The sequence below is a fragment of the Bacillus sp. 37MA genome (assembly GCF_000372765.1).
In the GTDB taxonomy this organism is placed as follows: domain Bacteria; phylum Bacillota; class Bacilli; order Bacillales; family Domibacillaceae; genus Domibacillus; species Domibacillus aminovorans.
Map to the genome: position 1 here is coordinate 1,116,762 of NZ_KB889752.1, position 19,993 is coordinate 1,136,754.

Here is a 19,993-nt window from a genome sequence, read left to right on the forward strand (position 1 = left end):
TTATTTGAGAAGTGGATGAATTTTTACAAAAGATAATAAAAAAAGAGGGGGATCATAATTGATCACGATTATAGGAGGCGGCCCAGCAGGAATTGGAATGGGTTTGCTGCTCAAACAAAATGGAATAAAAGATTTTATTATTTTAGAAAAGGACCAAGTTGGTTCGACATTTTTACAATGGGCTAAAGAAACAAAATTCATTACCCCGTCTTTTACAGCCCACGGATTTGGCCATTTGGATTTAAATGCAATTCTGCCAGATACATCACCGGCTTATACATTTGGAAAGGAGCATTTATCAGGGGAGGAATATGGTGATTATTTGGCTATGATCGCTGAGTACTATGATTTGCCAGTTCGTGAAAATACAACAGTCTATAAAATGGAAAAAAAGGAGGGGAAATATTGGGTGCAAACAAGTGAGCTCGGAGATGGATTCTTTTCAAATTCAGTTATTCTTGCTTGTGGTGAATTCCAATTTCCAAAGAGGCCTTTTACGTATGGGATTCATTATGGTGATGTTACTTCATGGGCAGAACTTGAAGGAGATCGGATCATTATCGGAGGCGGTGAAAGTGCAGCTGATGCTGCCTATCATCTAGCCACAGCTGACCAACAGGTCGATGTGTACTATTCTGCACCTGTTTGGTTTGATAAAGAAGTCGACCCTAGTCGGACATTATCTCCATTTACGAGAGAAAGACTCAAGTCGCTTGTTGTGTTTAATCGAACCGTTGAACATCCCAGCAAAAGGGCGGTATCAATTGAAAAAGATGAGGCAAAGGAATGTTATCTTGTCCAATTTGAGGACGGTGAGGTCGTAGAAACAGACCGGGAACCAATCATCTGTACAGGTTTTTCGAGCGGCGCGAAACAATTTAAGCATTTATTTGACTGGAATGAAGAGGGGCTTCCGATCTTAACCGAAAAGGATGAATCCACAATTGCTCCTTCTGTTTATTTAATTGGGCCGAGTGTAAGGCAAAAAAATACGATCTTCTGTTTTATTTATAAATTCCGTCAACGGTTTGCGATTATTGCCGAGAATATCTTCTTTCATCACCATCTGCCCTGTAATCCCGACGTTTTTCAGTTATATAAGCAGTCTTCTATGTATTTAGATGACTTATCTTGTTGCGAAAAAGATTGTGCATGCTAGGAGAATCGATATGAGGATTGTATTAGTAGGATTGGAATCATCAGGGAAAACGACCTTATTGAAGAGTTTAGTATCAAAGGAAGTCAAAGTTCAAGGATCGAATGTAAAAGGCTCTACTTCTACTGTTTTTGAAGTGAAAGAAGAACAAATCAGGTATGTGGACACACCGGGAATACGCTTAGGCAGTGAACTTGTCTCAAGTCAGTATATAGGAAAAACGGCAGACTCTGCAGATCAGCTTTGGTTTGTGGTAAGAGGAACTCACTTTAAAACGGAACTTGAAGCATTTGAAAAAATCTTTTCATTTAATCATAAACCGGTAGCGCTCCTTGTTACCTTTGAAGATAAAATGGATCGAGAATCGCTGCAAGCATTACGTGATTTTAAAGCGAAAACGAACTTCCCTTTATATGTTATGGATACCCGTACTATCGATTCTAGTGTTGCAAAAAATGTAATACAACTGGCCAGATTCGTTACTTCATCCGAAACAGATGAACTTGCTAATTTGCCAATACAAAAAGTAAAAGAATCACCAACGTTGTTTCAAAAAAGAGTAATTGGCCCTTACCTGGCCCTTTTTACTGTACTAAGCATCTATACGTTACCTATTTTCTTAGCATATCAATTTTCGAAAAGAGCAGAGGGTTTCGTAGGATTAAATATTCTCAGGCCTATGAAGAGTTGGTTTTCAACTTTTCCAGAATCATTGAAAACTTTGCTATTTGGGGATTTTGGACTTTTTTCGTTAGGAATCTACTCCTTTATATGGGCTTTCCCGGTTGTGCTTCTGTTTGGTTTAGCCGTAGCGATTACCGAGGAAAGTGGATTAAAGGATCGGATTACGGACTCGCTAGATCCGCTCATGCGTAAAGTGGGTTTGACTGGACAAGACCTTGTTCCGATTATCAGTGGCTTTGGCTGTAATGTCGTCGCAATACAAGCAAGCCGGAGCTGTAGTATATGTACAAGAAAGAATTGTATTTCAGTCATTTCATTCGGTTCTGCCTGTAGCTATCAATTAGGAGCAACACTTTCTGTCTTTGGGGCATCAGGGAATATCGTTTTAATCATTCCTTATATTTTTGCATTGATCGTGATTTCACTTATTCATGTGAAGATTTGGAATAGACGAACGATGGTTCCTCTATTTCAAAAGCGGGAATCTTTTTTACAATGGCCATCAGGGCAAACTTTATGGTTTAGAATCAAGCCTGTTATAAGCCAATTTCTTTTACAAGCTATGCCGATCTTTCTAATCATTTGCTTGATTGCTTCGATGTTTGAGTTACTAGGATGGTTGGACTATTTAAAGAACTTCGTTGCACCGCTCTTAGTCGTGATCGGTTTATCTACTGAAATCGCACCGGCATTCGTTGCAAGTTTGTTTCGAAAAGATGGGATACTCCTTTTAAATCAAGGATCAGGGAGTGTTTTGGAACAAATGACACCTGGAGAATTATTTATCGCCGTTTTCCTTTGCAGTACGTTTACAGCCTGTTTAGTAACGTTAATGAAAATCATGAAAGAATTATCTTGGAAGGATGCAGTTATGATTGCTGGAAAACAAATGACAACGAGCATTGTCAGCGTTATCTTGTTTTCCATTCTTTTTTCCATGTATGAATAAGTTATTCACACCATCTTGTAGTCATTGGTGAAAAATAGTTATAAAATGCACAATAAGTAAATAAAAAAAGCCAAGGAAAGACCTTGGCTAAAACGAAGCTGAAAAACGACTAGGACTATGAATAAAGCAGAAGGTGGAGATGGCTAAACTAACATCATTGTGTACTTATATTTAATAAATCTTAACTGTAGGACGATCCTTTATTTTATCCTCTGAAATAGTCGATTGTACAAAGGATCTCTCATTTTCAGTGTCTGAGGTCGGTTCTTTATATAGTGCAACTAAAGAACAAATAAAGATAACGCCTAAAATCATTGATAGTATCCATCCAAAAAGTTCGATTGGTGACATAATGTGAAGTCTCCTTTCTTTATAAATATTAAGAACTAGTATATGTAGTGAGTATCGTTTTTATGCTTACAGATGGCAAGTATCATTGTTACAACCAGATTCATCAGTATATTCAAACAGCAAAACAAATATAGGAAAGTGGAGTTAGCACAGAAAAATCAAGTATAAGTGCCAACTAAAAAACCCCATCCACCTATAAAAGTGGATGGGGTTTACATGTGTTTATGCGTTTAAATGTATGTCACAGTATTCTTGTACAAGTTCGATTTCATCATCTTCCAGTTCAAAATCAAGCACGCTGTCATCTGCACGATTATGCAAAAATAAGCCTGCTATCTTTTTCTCTGTTTCTGTTACGACATATAGGACACGAATGTAAAAGCCTTCAGCAGAGTATAAATCGTCATCTTCATCAACTGCCGCAAAAAGATGATATTCGTACCGATCTCCTTCTAAAATGCCAAACGGGTCCGCGACCTTTTCTAATTTATGATCAGTAATATTCATGTTGTTGCCTCCTGTTTTTTATTTAGAAAGTGTAATAATCCATTTTTTCAGCCGCCTGATTCCTTCTTCAAACTGGGCGGGTCCTGCGTATCCATATGATAAACGGATGGAACGGGAAGTCCCTTCTGTATAAATACTGCCCGGATGAAATAAAATGCCTTCATTTACAGCTTCTGTGTATAATTCTTTTATTGAAATATCCTGTTTTAATTTCAGCCATATAAAAAAGCCGCCGTTCGGGATCCGCCAGTCTGCTAGTCCAGATAAGTGGCGTTCTAGAGACGCAGATGCTTCTAGACGCCGCTTTAACAGCTCTTTCCGTACATATTCGAGATGATGCTCATATAATCCTTCTTCAAGCCATTCTGAGGCTACACGCTGCGACAATGAACTCGTCCCGTAGTCTGCTTGCCTTTTCAAATTAGCCAAGCGTTCAATGACTGGTTCTGCACCAGCAACCCAACCGATCCGCAGGCCAGGGCTTAATGTCTTTGATAAACTTCCGATATACAAAACATTGCTGTTTGTGTCCATCGATTTTAATGAAGGCGGTGGTGGGGAATCGAGCCAGAGTTCCCGGTAAACATCATCTTCAATAATAGGAAGGCGGTGGGCAGCACAAAATGACAATACTTCTTTTCGTCTCGACTCGCTCATCATGATACCAGTTGGATTATGAAAACAGGGTATCGTATAGAGAGCACTAGGATGATTTGGACGCCATTTCGATTGCAAATCAGCCGTGACCAATCCATCAGCATCCATTTCAATGCCTGTAAGAGACATACCAAGCGATTGAAATGTATGAATGGAATATAGGTAAGAGGGTTCTTCTAAAAAAACAGAGGCGCCGCGTTCCATAAGCCCTGAGGCGATCAGTTGAAGTCCTTGCATGGCACCGGATACAATTAAAATGGATGAAGGAGTGACAGGAGTACCTTGCCTTGTCATATATCCTGCAACAGCTTCCCGGAGCGGTTCATAACCGCCACGCTCCTCATAACCTAGTGAGTGGATTTTGCCAGACAGTCGGGCGAGCACATCGTTTAAATATCCGTCGGGAAACACATCTTCCGCCAGTTCCCCTTTACTTAAATCTATAATTCCAGTTTCAACGGGATGAGATGGCTGTGTATCTTTTGATCTTGGAAGTGATGCGAGAAGAGACCAAGTATCGTTAGCGATAATCGTACCTTTCCCCATGACACCTTCTATAATTCCATCTTTTTTCAGTAGTTCAAGTGCGGTCACAACGGTGCTTCTATTGACGGAAAATTGATCAGCAAGTACGCGCTGACTCGGGATTTTCGCACCGGCAGAGCCCCATTTACCGAGCTTAATCTGCTCTTTAATCCAGTCCGCAACGATGTCCGATTTCATTTTAGATTTCATTTTGTCATTGTCCAATGTTCGTTAAATCCAGGAATGCAGCCCGTTTGGTGAAATCAGTCTCCGGATAATAGGCGTTTTTTACTAAAATATTCGGTCCGAGGCAGCGGACAGATGAGCAATGGCAGCCCGTTTCTTTTGCCAGTTTCGATGCGGTCCACGTCTCATAGGCTTCTTGAAATGAATTTGTTTGAATGTTGCCAAGTGACGGTGCATCCGCAAAATCGGTGACAATAATATCACCTGAAAAAATATTTACATTTAAACGCGACCGCCCATCAGGATCGTTTCGTACTGTGACGTGCTGCTCTTTTTGCAGGCGATAGACAAGTTCCCGATCTCGAACATCTTCATTGCAGGCGAAAAATGGAAGTGTGCCGAACAACATCCATACATTTGGGTCTCTTACGTCCAGCAGGTGATGAATAGCTGCTCGCATGTCATCAAGTGAAAGAGATTCAAGGACACTTGCAAAGTCACTCGGATACATCGGATGAATTTCATGGCGTGCGCATCTCATCTCATCAACAACTTGACGATGAATCTTCTCAAGATAAGGAAGCGTCCGCTTATTTAACATCGTTTCTGCGGATACTAAGACATCCGCACCTGCTAAAATTTGACTATTATTGATCATCCGTGTAAACAGCTGCTCTCGTTGTTTATACGATGGTTTGCGCTCCATATGCGCAAAGCCCGTTTCCACAAACTCGTCTACGGTTCCCCAGTTATGCGAAATGTGCAGAACATCCAAATACGGCGCAATCAGCTCGTATCGCGCTGCATCAATCGTCAAATTCGAATTCATTTGCGTGTACACACCGCGCTCATGTGCATAACGAAGCAGCGGCAATACATAATTTTGCACGGATTTTTTAGACAGCATCGGCTCGCCGCCCGTAATACTTAACGCACGTAATGATGGGATTTCATCAAGTTTGGATAACAGCAGTGAAAGAGGCAGTGCGTCGGGATCTTTCGTCTGTAATGTATAGCCGACGGCGCAATGTTCACAGCGCATATTGCATAACGTCGTCGTTGTCAATTCAATGTTTGAAAGCTGTATTGATCCAGATTGATCAATGTCCAGATAACTTTCCCAAGGATCAAAAATAGGAGTAATCGCTTTTTTCATATGTGAAACACCTCTTTTTTTCTTTCAACATTTTATTATACCTTCTTTTCGTGAAAAAGAAAAAGATTGTGATAGTGACAATTCAATACATTCATTCAAAAAAACGAAGATGTTGTAAAGAAAGAGAACATTTTATTCACACTTTGTTCATAATTCTTATACATAATTATGTTAATTTCTATACATTAAGTTCACATCTTCTTTATATTAGGTGCGTACAATGGATATAGGGATGGGGGAATATATGAAAATTATGGCCCGCCGGGGAGTATCAAGTCTTTACCCCGAAAATACAATGGCATCATTCCAAGCAGCGGCAGATTGCGGTGCAGGTGGCATTCATTTTGATGTACACATGACAAAAGATGGACAGCTAGTCGTCATTCAGGATGAACACGTAAACAGAACGACAGATGGGACAGGTTTAGTTGCTAATTACACGGCCGCCGGGATTCGCCAGCTACATGCTGGAAAAAGTATAAATTCCACGTTTTCAGGTGAAAAAATTCCTTTTCTGGAAGAGGTGCTTGAATGGGCAGAAGAAGAAAAAATGTCTTTATCCATCGAACTGAAAAACAACGTGATTGGCTACACGATGATGGAAAATACATTATTGCAAGCCTTGTACAGGTTCGGTCTCGAAGACCGAGTTATTCTTTCTTCGCTCAATTTAAAAAGTATGCTCAAAATTCGCCGCCTTGACCCGTTTATCGGGACGGCTTTACTTTGTACAGGAATACCGTCTAATGCCGTACAGATGATGAATAAAATAAAGGCACATGCTATTCATTGTGAAACACCGTTTTTATTTTCAAGCGGCAGCCGTCAAGCAGCAGACCAACATATACCTCTGGCTGTAACGATATCGAATGACACAGGAAATAGAGCTATTCTTCGTAATCTAGGTGTGGATACGATTATGACAGATTGCCCTCATAAGTGGCTTGCTCTCACCTTTTAATAGGGAAAACAGTTCATTTGTGCTGTTTTTAATCATATTGCTTTTCATTACTGGAAAAAAACAGTATGATTTGAAATATGAACACATGAGGGGGAATTACATAATGAATAAGATAACAGGTTTCATAGGTGCTGCACTCTTAACAGGTGGCGTACTTGCAGGCTGTTCTGCTGATTCTGAAAATGCGGTTCCAGAAGAAAATACAGCTGAAGAAGCGGTAACACCAGTTGAAACAGAAGAAACAGAGCCGGTAGTAGAAGAAACAGAGCCAGCGGTGGATGATGCTGCAAGCGATGCTTCTAAAACGATAGAAAATGCAGCTGAAAAAGTAGATGAAGCAACACAAGATTTACAAGAAAATGCGAATGATGCAGCGGATGCTGTAGAGCAGAAAGTAGCTGAAATCGGTGACGCTGTTGAAGAAGCTCCATCAGATGCACAGGAAAGTGTCGATAATGCGACAACACCGAAAGAAGAACCAGCTCCAGCTGTAACGGAAGGAAAGGAAGTAACGGGCACATTTAATGGATTGGCTGATCCTCATACCGTTGAAATTGAGGTAGATGGAGTCCCAGCTGCTTATCAGGTTGATCCAGACGGGGAAGCAATGGCCAAGTTTGCAGAATTAACTGAGGGTGACAGCGTGACATTCGTGTATGTTGAGAAAGGAGAACAGCTCGTTATTAACGAAGTGATGTAACGAAAAAAAGCACATCTTTTTCAGATGTGCTTTTTTCGTTTAAAAGAAAGAGTGGAGGGAAAGGATAGGAAAATACAATTTATGGGACTGGAGATGCAACATATGAATACTTCAGGAATGCTGAGAAGCTACTTAGCAAAAGTAATGGATCAAGAAAGTTTCTTTTTTCATGTTATTAATTGCATGGAAAAACAATTAATCGATTGGGGTAACGATACGATACTTCTTTTTGATTGGGACAAGATGTTAAAAAATGTATCAGGGATATTTATTATTGACGAATTTTCATATGTCTTTACATTTGAGAAAAAACAATTAAAAGCTCTGCAAGAACAGGCTCCTTATGCACTCGATCGACTTTTGTGGGAAGAGTTGGTTGAAGGCGGTTTTGTCTTAAAAGAAAGCAATTATATTGATAAAGCTTTTATATAAAATAAGCGTCAGGAATATTCCTGACGCTTATTTTTATTGACGGATTTGACCAGTGCCGCGCACAAGCGATTTGACGGTTGTGATCGCTTTTAATCCCATTGGACCCCGCGCGTGAAGCTTTTGCGTGCTAATGCCGATTTCTGCACCGTATCCGAACTGTTCTCCATCTGTAAAGCGTGTTGACGCATTACGATATAAAACAGCTGCATCAATACCTCCGAAAAATAAATCAGCGTTGTTATTATTTTCTGTAACAATCGCTTCAGAATGTTTCGTGCCATACTGATTAATATGTGAAATCGCTTCACGTGTATCCTTAACTATTTTTGCTGATAACGTCATGGATAAATATTCTTGCCCCCAGTCTTCCTCTGATGCCAATGTGACAAAATCATATTTGTCCGCTAGTAACGCATCTCCGTGCACTTCTACATCTGCCTGTTTCAATGCATTCAATAATTCATTTTGGTAGGGCCAGTTTTCATGAACGAGTAAACTTTCTGCTGCGTTGCATACAGATGGGCGATGTGTTTTCGCATTAATCACAATATCGATCGCCATGTCTTTCTCAGCGGATTCATCAATAAAGATGTGACAGTTACCGACACCTGTTTCAAGAACGGGAACCGTTGCCTGTGTGATGATGGATTGAATGAGGCCAGCCCCGCCACGTGGAATTAACACGTCCAAATATTTATTTAGCTTAAACATTTCCGTAGCTGTTTCGCGGCTCGTATCTTCTAACAGCTGCAAGGCATCTGTTGGAATAGATGAAGCTTCGAGCGCTTCTTTCATAACCGTTACAAGGGCTTTGTTAGAGTGCAGGGCAGATGTACTTCCGCGAAGAAGAACGGCATTGCCTGCTTTTAAACAAAGAGTTGCAGCATCAACAGTCACATTAGGACGTGCTTCATAGACCATACCGACCACGCCTAGTGGCACACGAATGGTTTCAATTTCGAGACCATGTTCTGTTGTCCATGATTCGACCGTTTCGCCAATGGGATCCGAGAGCTCTGTTAACTGACGGACAGCACCGGCAATTTGGGCTATACGGTTTTCTGTTAATTGAAGGCGATCAAGAAGGGACTCGGTGAACCCAGCTGCGCGGCCAGACACCATATCTTGTTCATTGGCATTTAGAATATAAGCTGTTTTTTCGATTAATGCATCCGCAATCAATAATAATGCTTCATTTTTATCTTCTGTTGATATTATGGCCATATCAAATGAAGCCTGTTTTAATAACATTGCTTTTTGTACTAATTCACTCATTTTATTCACTCCTATTGATCTGTTTTTAATGTTACCCAGTTATCACGGTGAATCACTTCAGCCCGCTGATTGATAGAATAGGCTTTCGTTTCTTTGTTTGGCAAACCTTTCACTTTTTCAAGGTCAATCGATGAATAGTAAACTTGTCCACGTCCAAGAAGTTCTCCAGCTTCGTTTACCACTTCAATGATATCGAGCGCATCGAATAATCCATTGACTGCTTTTACACCGGCAGAAAGCAAACTTTTTCCACCTTTGACAACAGCTCTTTCGGCACCAGAATCAATCATAATCGAACCTTTAGGCTGGGCATGGTGTGCCAGCCACTGTTTTTTTCGCTGCATATGCGGCTGTATCGGCGAACCAATATATGTCCCTTCGCCTTTTCCCTCTAAAATATCAAGTAATTTCTGTTCACCAGAGCCATTTCCGATAAAAACAGAGACACCAAGCGACTGTGCTTTATCGGCAGCAAGTAATTTTGACTTCATGCCACCTGTTCCAACAGAAGATCCACTTCCACCGGCCATTGACAACATATCTTCCGTGACAGCTGGAACAAAATTAAATCGCTTCGCATCGGGATTCGTTTTAGGGTTACTGTCATACAATCCGTCGATATCGGTTAAAATAAAAAGTCCATCTGCCTGTAAAAAGCCACTGACAAGAGCGGATAACATATCGTTATCACCGTACGTTAACTCTTCAATGGAAATCGAGTCATTTTCATTAATAATCGGCACTGCTCCACGGTTTAGGAGTCTCGTCATAGCTTGATAAAAGTTTTGAAAACGATCTTTTGAATAAAAATCGCTTTTTGTCAGCAACATTTGAGCGACCGTATAGCCTTTTGGTGAAAGATAAGCAATATAGCGCTGAATGAGTAAACTTTGCCCAACAGCAGCTGAGGCCTGCCTTGCGGATATTGTTTTTGGCCGCGACTTGTAGCCAAGTTGTTTAAATCCCGCTGCCACCGCACCGGACGAGACAACAATGACTTCATGACCCTCATCTTTCATCGCTGCAATAGCAGATGTATGATCCGCGATTTTTTCTTCTACAATATTTCCATAATCATCGGTTAACGAGCTGCTGCCGATTTTAACAACAATCCGTTGTTTTTTCATTAAGATCAGTCCTTTTCAATAAAAAAAAGCACACCTCACTATCCAATAAAGGACGGGGTATGCTTGCCGTGGTACCACCTTTTTTGGCGCTGAAATGCGCCCTCTTAAGTCCTTAACGCGGAGAACGGCTTATGTTTTCATAAGCAATGTACGTACAGGGCAGGTTCAATGGTGTTTGCCGCGGGAGTCTTTCAGCCGGTGGACTCCTTCTCTTATCCGGTTACATACCATCTACTAATCCCATCATTTTGATATCCAGTTCTTTTTATTATCGTATATTCTAACTATTTGTCAAGTCTATCTGGAGACACTCGGATAATATCTAAAAAATGCTTTAATATACGGGCTGTTAATCCCCAAATAATTCGGTTTTCATAAAAATAAAAGTATTCCTCCATTGATTTCATTTGCCAGTTATAGTCTTTTCCGCGCGTAATTAAGTGATATGGAAAATCTTCTTCTGGTTCGGGTCGAAGTCGAATATGATGAAGAGCAGGTTCTGTCTTCAACAAAAAGGACAGAGGGACAGTAAAAATTTCATCAACTTCTGCTTCATTCAATTTCATTTCTTTTAAATCAATGAATCCCACGTAGCTGTATATAATGGTACCAAATGGCGACAGTATAAAATCAAGTGGGAATAAGACACGGATATTATCCATCGGGATGCCAAGCTCTTCATGTGTTTCGCGCACCGCAGCGTAATCGGGCCCCTCGTCATCTGGATCAATTTTGCCACCAGGAAAACATACTTCACCTGGTTGACGCCGCATGGAAAGAGAACGTACTTCAAATAATAGATGGAGACCGTCATCTTTTTGGATGAGTGGCAGCAACAAAGAAAATTTAGCAAAATTTTCGCCACCTAGAATATCTGGTGTTCGGTGTTCAAAAATCATTTTTAACTCATTAATATCCATACTAGCAACTCCAGAACATTTTCTTCTATTATAATGGAAATAGACAAGATAGTGAAAAAATTGATTTTATAGTGTGAAAATATACGAAAGAATTGTAAAATGAGATAAGCACATACATCAGCACTTTGCTGACGAATATTTACAATGAGGAGTCCTTGATCATGACAGAACAAATTAACGTACAATTAGCAGAGACAAAAAGAGAAAAACCAGATCAAACAAATCTCGGGTTTGGCCGTGTTTTTACTGATCATATGTTTATGATGGATTATACGGAAGGGAAAGGCTGGCACGACGCACGGATTGTCCCGTATCAACCAATCACACTTTCCCCATCCGCTATGATATTCCATTATGGACAGACGGTCTTTGAAGGAATGAAAGCATACTTAACAGAAGATAAACGTGTTTTTTTATTCCGTCCTGAAAAAAATATGGAGCGGTTGAATCGTTCAAATAACCGACTTTGTATTCCACAGATTGATGGTGACTTTGTAATTGAAGCGTTAAAGAAATTAATTGAGGTAGACCAAGAATGGATTCCGACAGCGGAAGGCACATCTTTATACATTCGTCCGTTTATTATTGCAACTGAGCCATTTTTAGGGGTTGCCCCGTCGAAAAATTATACATTCATGATCATTATGTCACCGGTCGGTCTTTACTATAAAGAAGGGATTGCTCCGGTTAAAATTTTAGTAGAAAATGAATTTGTACGTGCAGTAAAAGGCGGAACAGGAGAAGCGAAAACAGCTGGCAACTACGCATCAAGCTTAAAAGCTCAGGAAATAGCAAGTGGAAAAGAATATTCACAAGTATTGTGGCTTGATGGTGTGGAGAAAAAGTACATTGAAGAAGTTGGCAGCATGAACGTGTTCTTTAAAATTGATGGAGAAGTTGTGACACCTGCATTGAATGGAAGTATTTTACAAGGGGTGACGCGTGATTCGGTTATTCAATTATTAAAATATTGGAATGTACCGGTATCGGAGCGTCGTCTGTCAATGGAGGAAATTGCTCAAGCACATCGCGACGGTAAATTGGAAGAAGCATTCGGTACAGGTACGGCTGCCGTTATTTCACCAATCGGCGAATTTTTCTGGGGAGAAGAAAAAATGGTACTGAATAGTGGTAAAACAGGTGAGCTATCCAAAAAACTCTATGATACGATCACAGGTATTCAATACGGGACGCTTGAAGATCCATTCAATTGGGTAACGGAAGTACCAATTGCTTCATCAAAATAATTCACATAAGACGAACTGCTTAACAGCAGTTCGTCTATTTTTCTAAAAAGAGGTGCAATCTATTGGGGACAGTTTCATTAGGATTTGATGTGTCATTAATTGATCTTCACGATTCAGGATTTGCGAAACGGACGGGTTTGTCTATTTTTCATGAATCAAAAAAAGCCATTATAGAAACAAGTGCGAGTCCATCTATTCCGTATTTGCTTGAAGGATTGAAAGAACTGGGCATTACGCCTGAAGAAATTGAGTATGTGATTGTCACACAAGTACACCCTTGGGAACGTGAACAATACCTCACTACATTTTAATTAGTTAAACCCCTTGAGCCGTATGGCTTTGAGAGGTTTTTCTTATTTTGGTCAAATACAATATTTTTAGTAGGAATACGGTTTTGACCAAAATTTGACCAAAATTATTTTAAGAACAATGAAACATACTTTTCATACTCTTCAATGGTTTCTTTGCTGAGACGGTCGCTGACATGCGAATATACATCCGCCGTAATGGCCATACTGCCATGACCGAGGCGGTCTTGAATGAATTTCATGCTTGCACCAGATTCAAATAGCATCACCGCGTGTGTATGACGCAGTGAATGAATGGGCAGTTGTTGAAGTTCGGCTTGTTTCAATATGCGCTTAAAAGCGTTGAATAGGGTAGACTTTGGTAAATAATTTCCATCGACACGGCAAAATACTAAGTTTACATCATGCTTATAAATATCGTTTAACGTCAGTTTATTGTTGTTCTGCCATTTCTTATGATCCCACAGCTCATTCATGATTGACTGGCTCATCACAATTTCACGCTTTGAGTTATAGTTTTTCGTATCTCCGAATAAATCTTCTTCTGAATCAGCCTGGAAATCAAGCGACTTCGTGATGCTGATCCGGCTTTCTTTTAAATCGATGTCTGTCCATTGGAGTGCAGCAGCCTCACCTTTTCGCATACCACTTTCAATTAAAACCTTAAAGAAAATATAGTATATGTAAATGTACTTAAAGGCAGTCTGTAAGAAAGTAGGGACGTCTTCTGAACGCATATAATTTAAACCGGTATCCTCTTTTGCATTTCGATTGGAGATCGTCGCGCCACGGCAAGGATTCTTTTTCAATTTGCCCAGAATAAGAGCTTTTTCCATGGCATTGTACATGGTCCCATGAATAATTTCGACTGTACGCTTGCTGTAATCTTGGTTGGTGAGATGGTTCAAAAACTTTTGATACATGATCGGCTTCATTTCAACAAGGTTGATATTTTTGAAGTAGGGGAGAATATGATTCCTCACGTTCCGTTCATGCAGCTCATACGTATTTTTCCGGACTGTTTCTTTTTTATATTCAACAAGCCAATTTTTTAAATAAAAGGAAAGGCTCATATTTTCCTCGCTTGTTTCCGAGCCTTCAACAATTTGTCTTTCCATATCCGCAGCAGCAATCTGCGCCTCTTTTTTAGTGGAAAACCCGCCTTTGGACTTTACTTTATATTCTTGTGTAAAGGGATCTTTAAATGAGGCACGATACTCTCACTTATTCCCACGTTTTCTGAATGCCGCCATGATCATTCTCCTTTCAAATCTTCTTTGTTTGAGCGTAATGTTAAAAAAGTACTTCTTCAAGATGGTCGTAGGTACATAATTGGTGCAGCTCTAATGTTAAGCGGGGAAGCTATTATAGAGAATGTACGTAAATCAAGAAATAGAACGGGCGTTTGTTTAAAGTGTAAAACAAAACCCCGTCTCATAAAAGGGAGGGGTTGGGTGAGAATTAATGTGCGTTTTTGTATAGAAAAAAGTGACCTCCTCATTTTTATTTAAACAATCAATATGCATAGGACTGGAAGTACTCGGACAAAATGGATGAAAACAGAAAGAAAGGTAAGTTAATACGATGCTTTCATTCTTTAAGCGAAAGAAAAACAGAAGCAATCCACAACAGCCAAAAGAAGAGATCTATGCACAGAAGTCTTCTGTCATGAACGACTTTTCTCTCTCCAAAAATCTGGAGGACATCAAACGAATCACAGGAAACAGCCCCGATATTGTCATACGAAAAGTCAACATCGGCTATCAGGCAAAAATAGACGCAGCGGTTCTTTTTGTAAAAGGACTCGTGGACAGTCGAGCCGTGAATGATTTCTTCATTGAGTCGATCATGAAGAGCAGCTCTTTACAGGAAAAACTTACACTTCAAGACATGATGGATCTGATCGCTGATAAAGTCATTCCCCTCGGTCAAGTTCAATCGATGCGTAACCAAGAAGAAATCGTCGACTCCTTAATGGCGGGCAATGCGATCATTTTGATTGATGGAATCGACGAAGCGCTGACAGTTGGCACACAGGGCGGGGAAAAACGATCCATTCAAGAGCCGACGACGCATATTTCGATCCGTGGATCCAAAGAAGGATTTACGGAAACCAATGAAACCAACATCGCCATGGTTCGCCGGATTATTAAAAGCCCGGATGTGTGGGTGGAATCGATGACAATCGGACAAGTGACGAAAACAGATGTTTCCATTATGTACCTAAAAGGCATAGCGAAAGACGACATCGTTCAAGAAGTGCGTACACGATTAAACAGAATTGACATTGACGGCATCCTTGAATCGGGCTATATCGAACAATTGATTGAAGATCAGACCATGACGCCCTTCCCGACGATTGATAACACGGAAAGGCCCGATATGGTCGCGGCCAATCTTCTGGAAGGAAGGATCGCGATTTTGATTAACGGAACGCCGTTTGTCCTTCTTGTTCCCGCTCTTTTCGTTGGATTTTTCCAGACTATTGAAGACTACAGTAGCCGTGTTGATATCGCCAATGGCCTCCGCTTTTTACGCGTCCTTGCTTTCTTTATTTCTCTTGTGGGACCTGCACTTTACGTAGCGGCAACGACCTTCCATCAAGAGATGATCCCGACCCAACTGGTCTTTATTATTGCGGCCCAACGGGAAGCCGTGCCGTTTCCAGCCGTTGTTGAAGCGCTTATTATGGAATTAACCTTTGAAATTTTACGTGAAGCGGGGCTCCGTCTGCCAAAAGCGATCGGGTCGACCGTCTCGATCGTAGGGGCTCTCGTCATCGGGCAAGCGGCCGTGCAAGCGGGGATTGTATCCCCGGCCATGGTCATTGTCGTCTCCGTTACCGCCATCGCTAGTTTTGCGACACCTGCTTATGGGATGGCTATTTCCGCCCGTTTGATTCGATTTGCCTTTATCATCAGCGCGGCCACCTTTGGCTTTTTCGGCTTAATTCTTGCGTTCTTTCTGATGATTGTTCATTTGTGCGGCTTGCGTTCATTCGGGGTTCCGTATATGAGCCCGTTTGCGTCATTCTCTCCGTCCAATTTTAAAGAGACGTTTTTTCGAAGACCTTTATGGGCGATGAACGAAAGACCACGGATGGTCGTTGGGAAGAATGTAACACGTCAAGGCGAAAACCAGAAACCGCAGCCTCCGATCTCTCGTGAAATGATCATGACAGACCAGAAAGAAGGGAACACGAATGAATCGTAAAGGGATGTTTCTTTTTTTGCTGGCCATCAGCGTTTGTTTCCTTTCTGGATGCTGGAGCAAAAGAGAATTAACCGATCTCGCCTTTATCTCCGCTTATTCCCTCGATCTAACTGAAGAGGGAAACTATGAAGCGACTGTACAAGTCATTAATCCAGGGAACATCACCAGTGGACTTCAAGGCGGAGGTGGTGGGTCATCTTCTCCACCCGTTATTGTGTATTCGGTCACAGGAGAAAACTTGAGTGATATGGACGCCCTGGTCACCAAAAAACTCTCCCGAACGCCTTATTACGCCCATACCAATCTGGTCGTTATTAGCGAGAAACTGGCCAAAGAAGAAGGGCTCCCGCCCATCCTGGATGAGCTTGACCGCGACATCGAATTCCGGACGACGACGGCGATCGTCATCGCGAAGGAGACAAAAGCGAAAGATTTACTGACAACATTGACAGGGACAGACAGAGTACCTTCTACAAAAATTGAAAAAACGCTGGATTCGACAGAAAAAGCTCTAGGTGAAACCTTACGTGTCAATGTTCATGAGTTGATTACTCAAGTCACTTCCACGGGGAAAGAACCGGTTCTGCCTGGTTTCACATTAAAAGGGGATCCTATGCAGGGGAAAACGGTGGAAAACGTTCAATCATCGGAACTGGAAGTGGCTCCTGAAGCGGATGGATTGGCGGTGTTTAAAGAAGGAAAGCTAATTGACTGGATGGACGGGGAAACCGCACAGGGAACAGCGTGGATACTGGATAAAATTCAAACGACCATTACAAGCATTAGCTGGAAAAAAGAAAAAAAAGCCATTGCCTATAAAGTGATGCGTCAAAAAACGAAGGTCTCTGCGACCCTCACAAAAGGGAAGCCAAAACTATCGATTTCAACGCGAGCAGAAGGAGACATTGCGGAAGTCAAAGTGCCGGTGGAACTGACGGATCCGCACGTCATCAAAAAGATTGAAAAGGAGCTTGAGAAAGAAATCAAGAGCGAAATTGAAAAAGCGGTCCAGCAAGCGCAAAAAAACAAATCGGACATTTTCGGGTTTGGCGAAGTCGTGCACCGTACCGATCCAAAAGCGTGGAAAAAACTAGAAAAGGAGTGGGATGACCATACGTTTGCGGAATTAGACGTCGACGTAAAGGTTGAGGCGCTTATACGCCGCACGGGATTAGTCAACAACTCCCTTCATACAACATTGAAAAAGGAAGGGAAGTGATCACGTGATGGAAAAAGCGAAAATAAGTGCCTACCAGCTCTTCACACTTATTATTTTATTTGAAATTGGTACTGTTGCATTTTTTCCGATTGCCTTAGATGCGAAACAGGACGCCTGGCTGGCGACTCTCATCGCCATGGCCGGCGGTTTTTGCCTGTTTTTCATTTATTACGGCCTTTACCGCTACTATCCGGATCTTCCGCTGACGGAATATGTGCAAAGAGTACTAGGATCCGTTTTAGGAAAAATACTCGCCTTCTGTTATGTTCTCTATTTTGTGTATACAGCTGCAGACAGATTGCGCGCTTTCGGGGAATTGTTAGTCACCGTTGCTTACCCGGCAACCCCTTTATTTGTCATCAATACCTTGTTCATTTTAGTGGTCGTTTATATGGTTTATAAAGGAATTGAAGTCGTCTCCCGAACCAGTGAAGTACTGTTTGTCGGCATGTGTCTGCTTCTCTTGAGCGGCTTCCTTTTAATGATCATTTCAGGAAATATTCATATTGAAAATGTAAAACCGGTACTCGAAAAAGGACTTTCGCCGGTGAGCAACACCGCTTTCACAGAAACGTTGTACTTCCCATTTGGACAAATGATCCTCTTTGCGATGATTTTCCCTTATGTCAAGGAACGTGAAAAGGTGAAACGCACTGGATTATGGGCTATGGGCATGAGTGGCTTCCTAGTGGCACTTATCGCAGCAATTGACATAAGTGTTCTCGGTGTTGATCTTACTTCCCATGCACAATATCCCCTTCTAGCTTCGATCCAGTCGATTGAAGTAGCCGGATTTTTGGAGCGTTTGGATATTTATTTTATCCTTTTTGTGATGATCGGCAGTTTTTTAAAATTAAGTATCTATATCTATGCGGCGGTGATGGGAGCATCTCATTTATTTCAGGTGGAACAACCTTCCAGCCTTGCTTATCCGATGGGAATAGTCGTTTTACTCGGATCCATGGCCATCGCAAGCAACTATACGGAATATGTGCAAGAATGGGAGGTGGTTGTAGCGCCGTATATCGATCGCTCATTTCAAGTCATCATCCCTGTTCTTCTTCTCATCATCGCTTTTTTCAAAAACAGAAAGAAAGCAATATAGAAAGAAGAGGTTATCTTTTTATCATGTATTTGTCATCGTCATTGTAAAAAGGAGAGATCCAAAAAGGAGGATGATCTTATGATAGAAAAAGAAAAGGTAATCCAAATTTATCAGGATGTATTGAATGGAAAAAGAGCATGATTCCCTCAACATTGAAAAAAGAAGGGAAGTGAGCACGTGATGGAAAAAGCAAAAATGAGTAGCTATCAGCTCTTCACACTCATTATTTTATTTGAAATTGGTACTGCCGTATGGTTTCCGATTGCCATAGACGCGAAACAGAACGCCTGGCTGGCTATTCTCATCGCAATGGCCGGTGGTTTTTGCCTGTTTTTCATTTATTACGGCCTTTACCGCTACTATCCGGATCTTCCGCCGATGGAATATGTGCAAAGATTACTAGGATCCGTTTTAGGAAAAGGAATCGCCTTTTGTTATGTTCTCTATTTTTTATGTGTAGCTGCAAACATATTGCGCGCTTTCGGGGAATTGCTGGTCACCATTGCTTACCCCGCAACCCCTTTATTTATCATCAATGCCCTGTTCATTCTGGTGATCGTTTATATGGTTTATAAAGGAATTGAAGTCATCGCTCGAACCAGTGAAGTGTTGTTTGTCGTCATGTGCCTGCTTATCTTAAGCGGTTTCCTTTTATTTATCATTTCAGGAATCATTCATACTGAAAACTTAAAACCAATACTGGAAGAAGGACTTTTGCCGGTGATCAAAACCGCTTTCACACAAACGCTGTACATTCCGTTTGGAGAAGTCATCGCCTTTGCGATGATCTTTCCTTATGTCAAGGAACGTGAAAAAGTGAAACGCACTGGATTATGGGCAATGGGCATGAGTGGCCTCCTATTGGCTCTTGTCGCAGCAATTAACATAAGTGTTCTCGGCGTTGATCTTACTTCCCATGCACAATTTCCCCTTTTAGCTTCGATCCAGTCGATTGAAGTAGCCGGATTTTTGGAGCGTTTGGATATTTATTTTATCCTTTTTGCGATGATCGGCGGTTTTTTGAAAATAAGTATCTGTTTCTATGCGGCAGTGATGGCAACGTCTTATTTATTTCATGTGAAACAGCCTTCCCGTCTTGCTTATCCGATGGGCGTTGTCATTTTACTTTTATCCATGGCCACTGCAAGTAATTATACGGAATATATTCAGGAAGGGCTGAAGGTGATAACGCCGTATGTTCTTCTCCCATTCCAAGTCATCATTCCTATTCTTCTTCTCATCATTGCTTTTTTCAAAAACAGAAAGAAAGCAGCATAGAAAGAATAGGTTCCCTTTATATCATGTATTCGTTATC

At 41.2% G+C, this 19,993-nt stretch carries 18 protein-coding genes and 1 pseudogene; 11 read left to right on the forward strand and 8 right to left on the reverse strand.

Going from position 1 to position 19,993, the window contains the following annotated elements; translation table 11 throughout:
* Nucleotides 1-58 precede the first annotated feature (58 nt).
* Together A3M5_RS0106220 and A3M5_RS0106225 are read left to right on the forward strand one after the other, a co-directional pair.
* Nucleotides 59-1,159 carry an NAD(P)/FAD-dependent oxidoreductase gene (locus tag A3M5_RS0106220; RefSeq protein WP_018392901.1) on the forward strand — a complete coding sequence of 367 codons (1,101 nt, stop codon included), beginning with the start codon at nucleotides 59-61 and terminating at the stop codon, nucleotides 1,157-1,159.
* Between the two features lie 10 nt (nucleotides 1,160-1,169).
* Nucleotides 1,170-2,789, forward strand: a complete 1,620-nt coding sequence (locus A3M5_RS0106225; protein WP_018392902.1) for a nucleoside recognition domain-containing protein — start codon at nucleotides 1,170-1,172, stop codon at nucleotides 2,787-2,789.
* Between the two features lie 171 nt (nucleotides 2,790-2,960).
* On the opposite strand, the gene A3M5_RS22385 is transcribed toward A3M5_RS0106225, so the two are convergent.
* The 4 genes from A3M5_RS22385 to yfkAB all read right to left on the reverse strand — a co-directional run bounded on the left by A3M5_RS22385 (nucleotide 2,961) and on the right by yfkAB (nucleotide 6,171).
* On the reverse strand, nucleotides 2,961-3,140 hold the full coding sequence (locus tag A3M5_RS22385; RefSeq protein ID WP_018392903.1) for a hypothetical protein: 180 nt from the start codon (nucleotides 3,138-3,140) through the stop codon (nucleotides 2,961-2,963).
* Nucleotides 3,141-3,362: 222 nt separating this feature from the next.
* On the reverse strand, nucleotides 3,363-3,647 hold the full coding sequence (locus A3M5_RS0106235) for a DUF6509 family protein (protein WP_018392904.1): 285 nt from the start codon (nucleotides 3,645-3,647) through the stop codon (nucleotides 3,363-3,365).
* Between the two features lie 18 nt (nucleotides 3,648-3,665).
* Entirely contained in the window at nucleotides 3,666-5,039 is a 1,374-nt protein-coding gene (locus A3M5_RS0106240; protein ID WP_034299082.1) for an aminotransferase-like domain-containing protein, read from the reverse strand.
* A gap of 4 nt (nucleotides 5,040-5,043) precedes the next feature.
* Nucleotides 5,044-6,171: a radical SAM/CxCxxxxC motif protein YfkAB gene (gene yfkAB / locus A3M5_RS0106245; protein ID WP_018392906.1), complete on the reverse strand. Its 1,128-nt coding sequence runs from the start codon at nucleotides 6,169-6,171 to the stop codon at nucleotides 5,044-5,046.
* Nucleotides 6,172-6,415: 244 nt separating this feature from the next.
* On the opposite strand from yfkAB, the gene A3M5_RS0106250 reads away from it, so the two are divergent.
* The 3 genes from A3M5_RS0106250 (at nucleotide 6,416) to A3M5_RS0106260 (ending at nucleotide 8,264) form a co-directional block, all read left to right on the forward strand.
* On the forward strand, nucleotides 6,416-7,132 hold the full coding sequence (locus tag A3M5_RS0106250) for a glycerophosphodiester phosphodiesterase family protein (RefSeq protein WP_018392907.1): 717 nt from the start codon (nucleotides 6,416-6,418) through the stop codon (nucleotides 7,130-7,132).
* A 103-nt stretch (nucleotides 7,133-7,235) separates the two neighbouring features.
* Nucleotides 7,236-7,832, forward strand: coding sequence for a LytA/YqiH family protein (locus A3M5_RS0106255; RefSeq protein ID WP_018392908.1), 597 nt, complete (start codon nucleotides 7,236-7,238; stop codon nucleotides 7,830-7,832).
* Between the two features lie 102 nt (nucleotides 7,833-7,934).
* Nucleotides 7,935-8,264, forward strand: a complete 330-nt coding sequence (locus tag A3M5_RS0106260) for a hypothetical protein (RefSeq protein ID WP_155894677.1) — start codon at nucleotides 7,935-7,937, stop codon at nucleotides 8,262-8,264.
* A gap of 33 nt (nucleotides 8,265-8,297) precedes the next feature.
* Here A3M5_RS0106260 and A3M5_RS0106265 read toward each other — a convergent pair whose 3' ends face one another.
* From A3M5_RS0106265 to A3M5_RS0106275, 3 genes are all read right to left on the reverse strand, one after another.
* Complete coding sequence (locus A3M5_RS0106265) at nucleotides 8,298-9,539, reverse strand: glutamate-5-semialdehyde dehydrogenase (RefSeq protein ID WP_018392910.1); 1,242 nt, start codon at nucleotides 9,537-9,539, stop codon at nucleotides 8,298-8,300.
* Between the two features lie 11 nt (nucleotides 9,540-9,550).
* Entirely contained in the window at nucleotides 9,551-10,666 is a 1,116-nt protein-coding gene (gene proB, locus A3M5_RS0106270; RefSeq protein WP_018392911.1) for a glutamate 5-kinase, read from the reverse strand.
* Nucleotides 10,667-10,950: 284 nt separating this feature from the next.
* The gene (locus A3M5_RS0106275; protein ID WP_018392912.1) at nucleotides 10,951-11,586 is read right to left on the reverse strand and encodes an NUDIX hydrolase; all 636 of its coding nucleotides are present in this window, start codon (nucleotides 11,584-11,586) and stop codon (nucleotides 10,951-10,953) included.
* Between the two features lie 161 nt (nucleotides 11,587-11,747).
* Here A3M5_RS0106275 and A3M5_RS0106280 point away from each other — a divergent pair, with 161 nt between their 5' ends.
* Both A3M5_RS0106280 and A3M5_RS0106285 read left to right on the forward strand, forming a co-directional pair.
* Nucleotides 11,748-12,833: a branched-chain amino acid aminotransferase gene (locus A3M5_RS0106280; RefSeq protein WP_018392913.1), complete on the forward strand. Its 1,086-nt coding sequence runs from the start codon at nucleotides 11,748-11,750 to the stop codon at nucleotides 12,831-12,833.
* Nucleotides 12,834-12,895: 62 nt separating this feature from the next.
* Nucleotides 12,896-13,144, forward strand: coding sequence for an MBL fold metallo-hydrolase (locus A3M5_RS0106285; RefSeq protein WP_018392914.1), 249 nt, complete (start codon nucleotides 12,896-12,898; stop codon nucleotides 13,142-13,144).
* 104 nt (nucleotides 13,145-13,248) lie between these two features.
* Here A3M5_RS0106285 and A3M5_RS22390 read toward each other — a convergent pair.
* Nucleotides 13,249-14,394: pseudogene (locus tag A3M5_RS22390) on the reverse strand (site-specific integrase).
* A gap of 331 nt (nucleotides 14,395-14,725) precedes the next feature.
* Between A3M5_RS22390 and A3M5_RS0106295 the strand changes: the two are divergent.
* The 4 genes from A3M5_RS0106295 to A3M5_RS0106310 all read left to right on the forward strand — a co-directional run bounded on the left by A3M5_RS0106295 (nucleotide 14,726) and on the right by A3M5_RS0106310 (nucleotide 19,956).
* The gene (locus A3M5_RS0106295; protein ID WP_018392916.1) at nucleotides 14,726-16,354 is read left to right on the forward strand and encodes a spore germination protein; all 1,629 of its coding nucleotides are present in this window, start codon (nucleotides 14,726-14,728) and stop codon (nucleotides 16,352-16,354) included.
* Complete coding sequence (locus A3M5_RS0106300; protein ID WP_018392917.1) at nucleotides 16,344-17,573, forward strand: Ger(x)C family spore germination protein; 1,230 nt, start codon at nucleotides 16,344-16,346, stop codon at nucleotides 17,571-17,573. Before A3M5_RS0106295 ends, A3M5_RS0106300 begins: the two co-directional genes overlap by 11 nt.
* Nucleotides 17,574-17,580: 7 nt before the next feature.
* Complete coding sequence (locus tag A3M5_RS0106305; protein WP_018392918.1) at nucleotides 17,581-18,678, forward strand: GerAB/ArcD/ProY family transporter; 1,098 nt, start codon at nucleotides 17,581-17,583, stop codon at nucleotides 18,676-18,678.
* Between the two features lie 180 nt (nucleotides 18,679-18,858).
* The gene (locus tag A3M5_RS0106310; RefSeq protein ID WP_018392919.1) at nucleotides 18,859-19,956 is read left to right on the forward strand and encodes a GerAB/ArcD/ProY family transporter; all 1,098 of its coding nucleotides are present in this window, start codon (nucleotides 18,859-18,861) and stop codon (nucleotides 19,954-19,956) included.
* Nucleotides 19,957-19,993 lie beyond the last annotated feature (37 nt).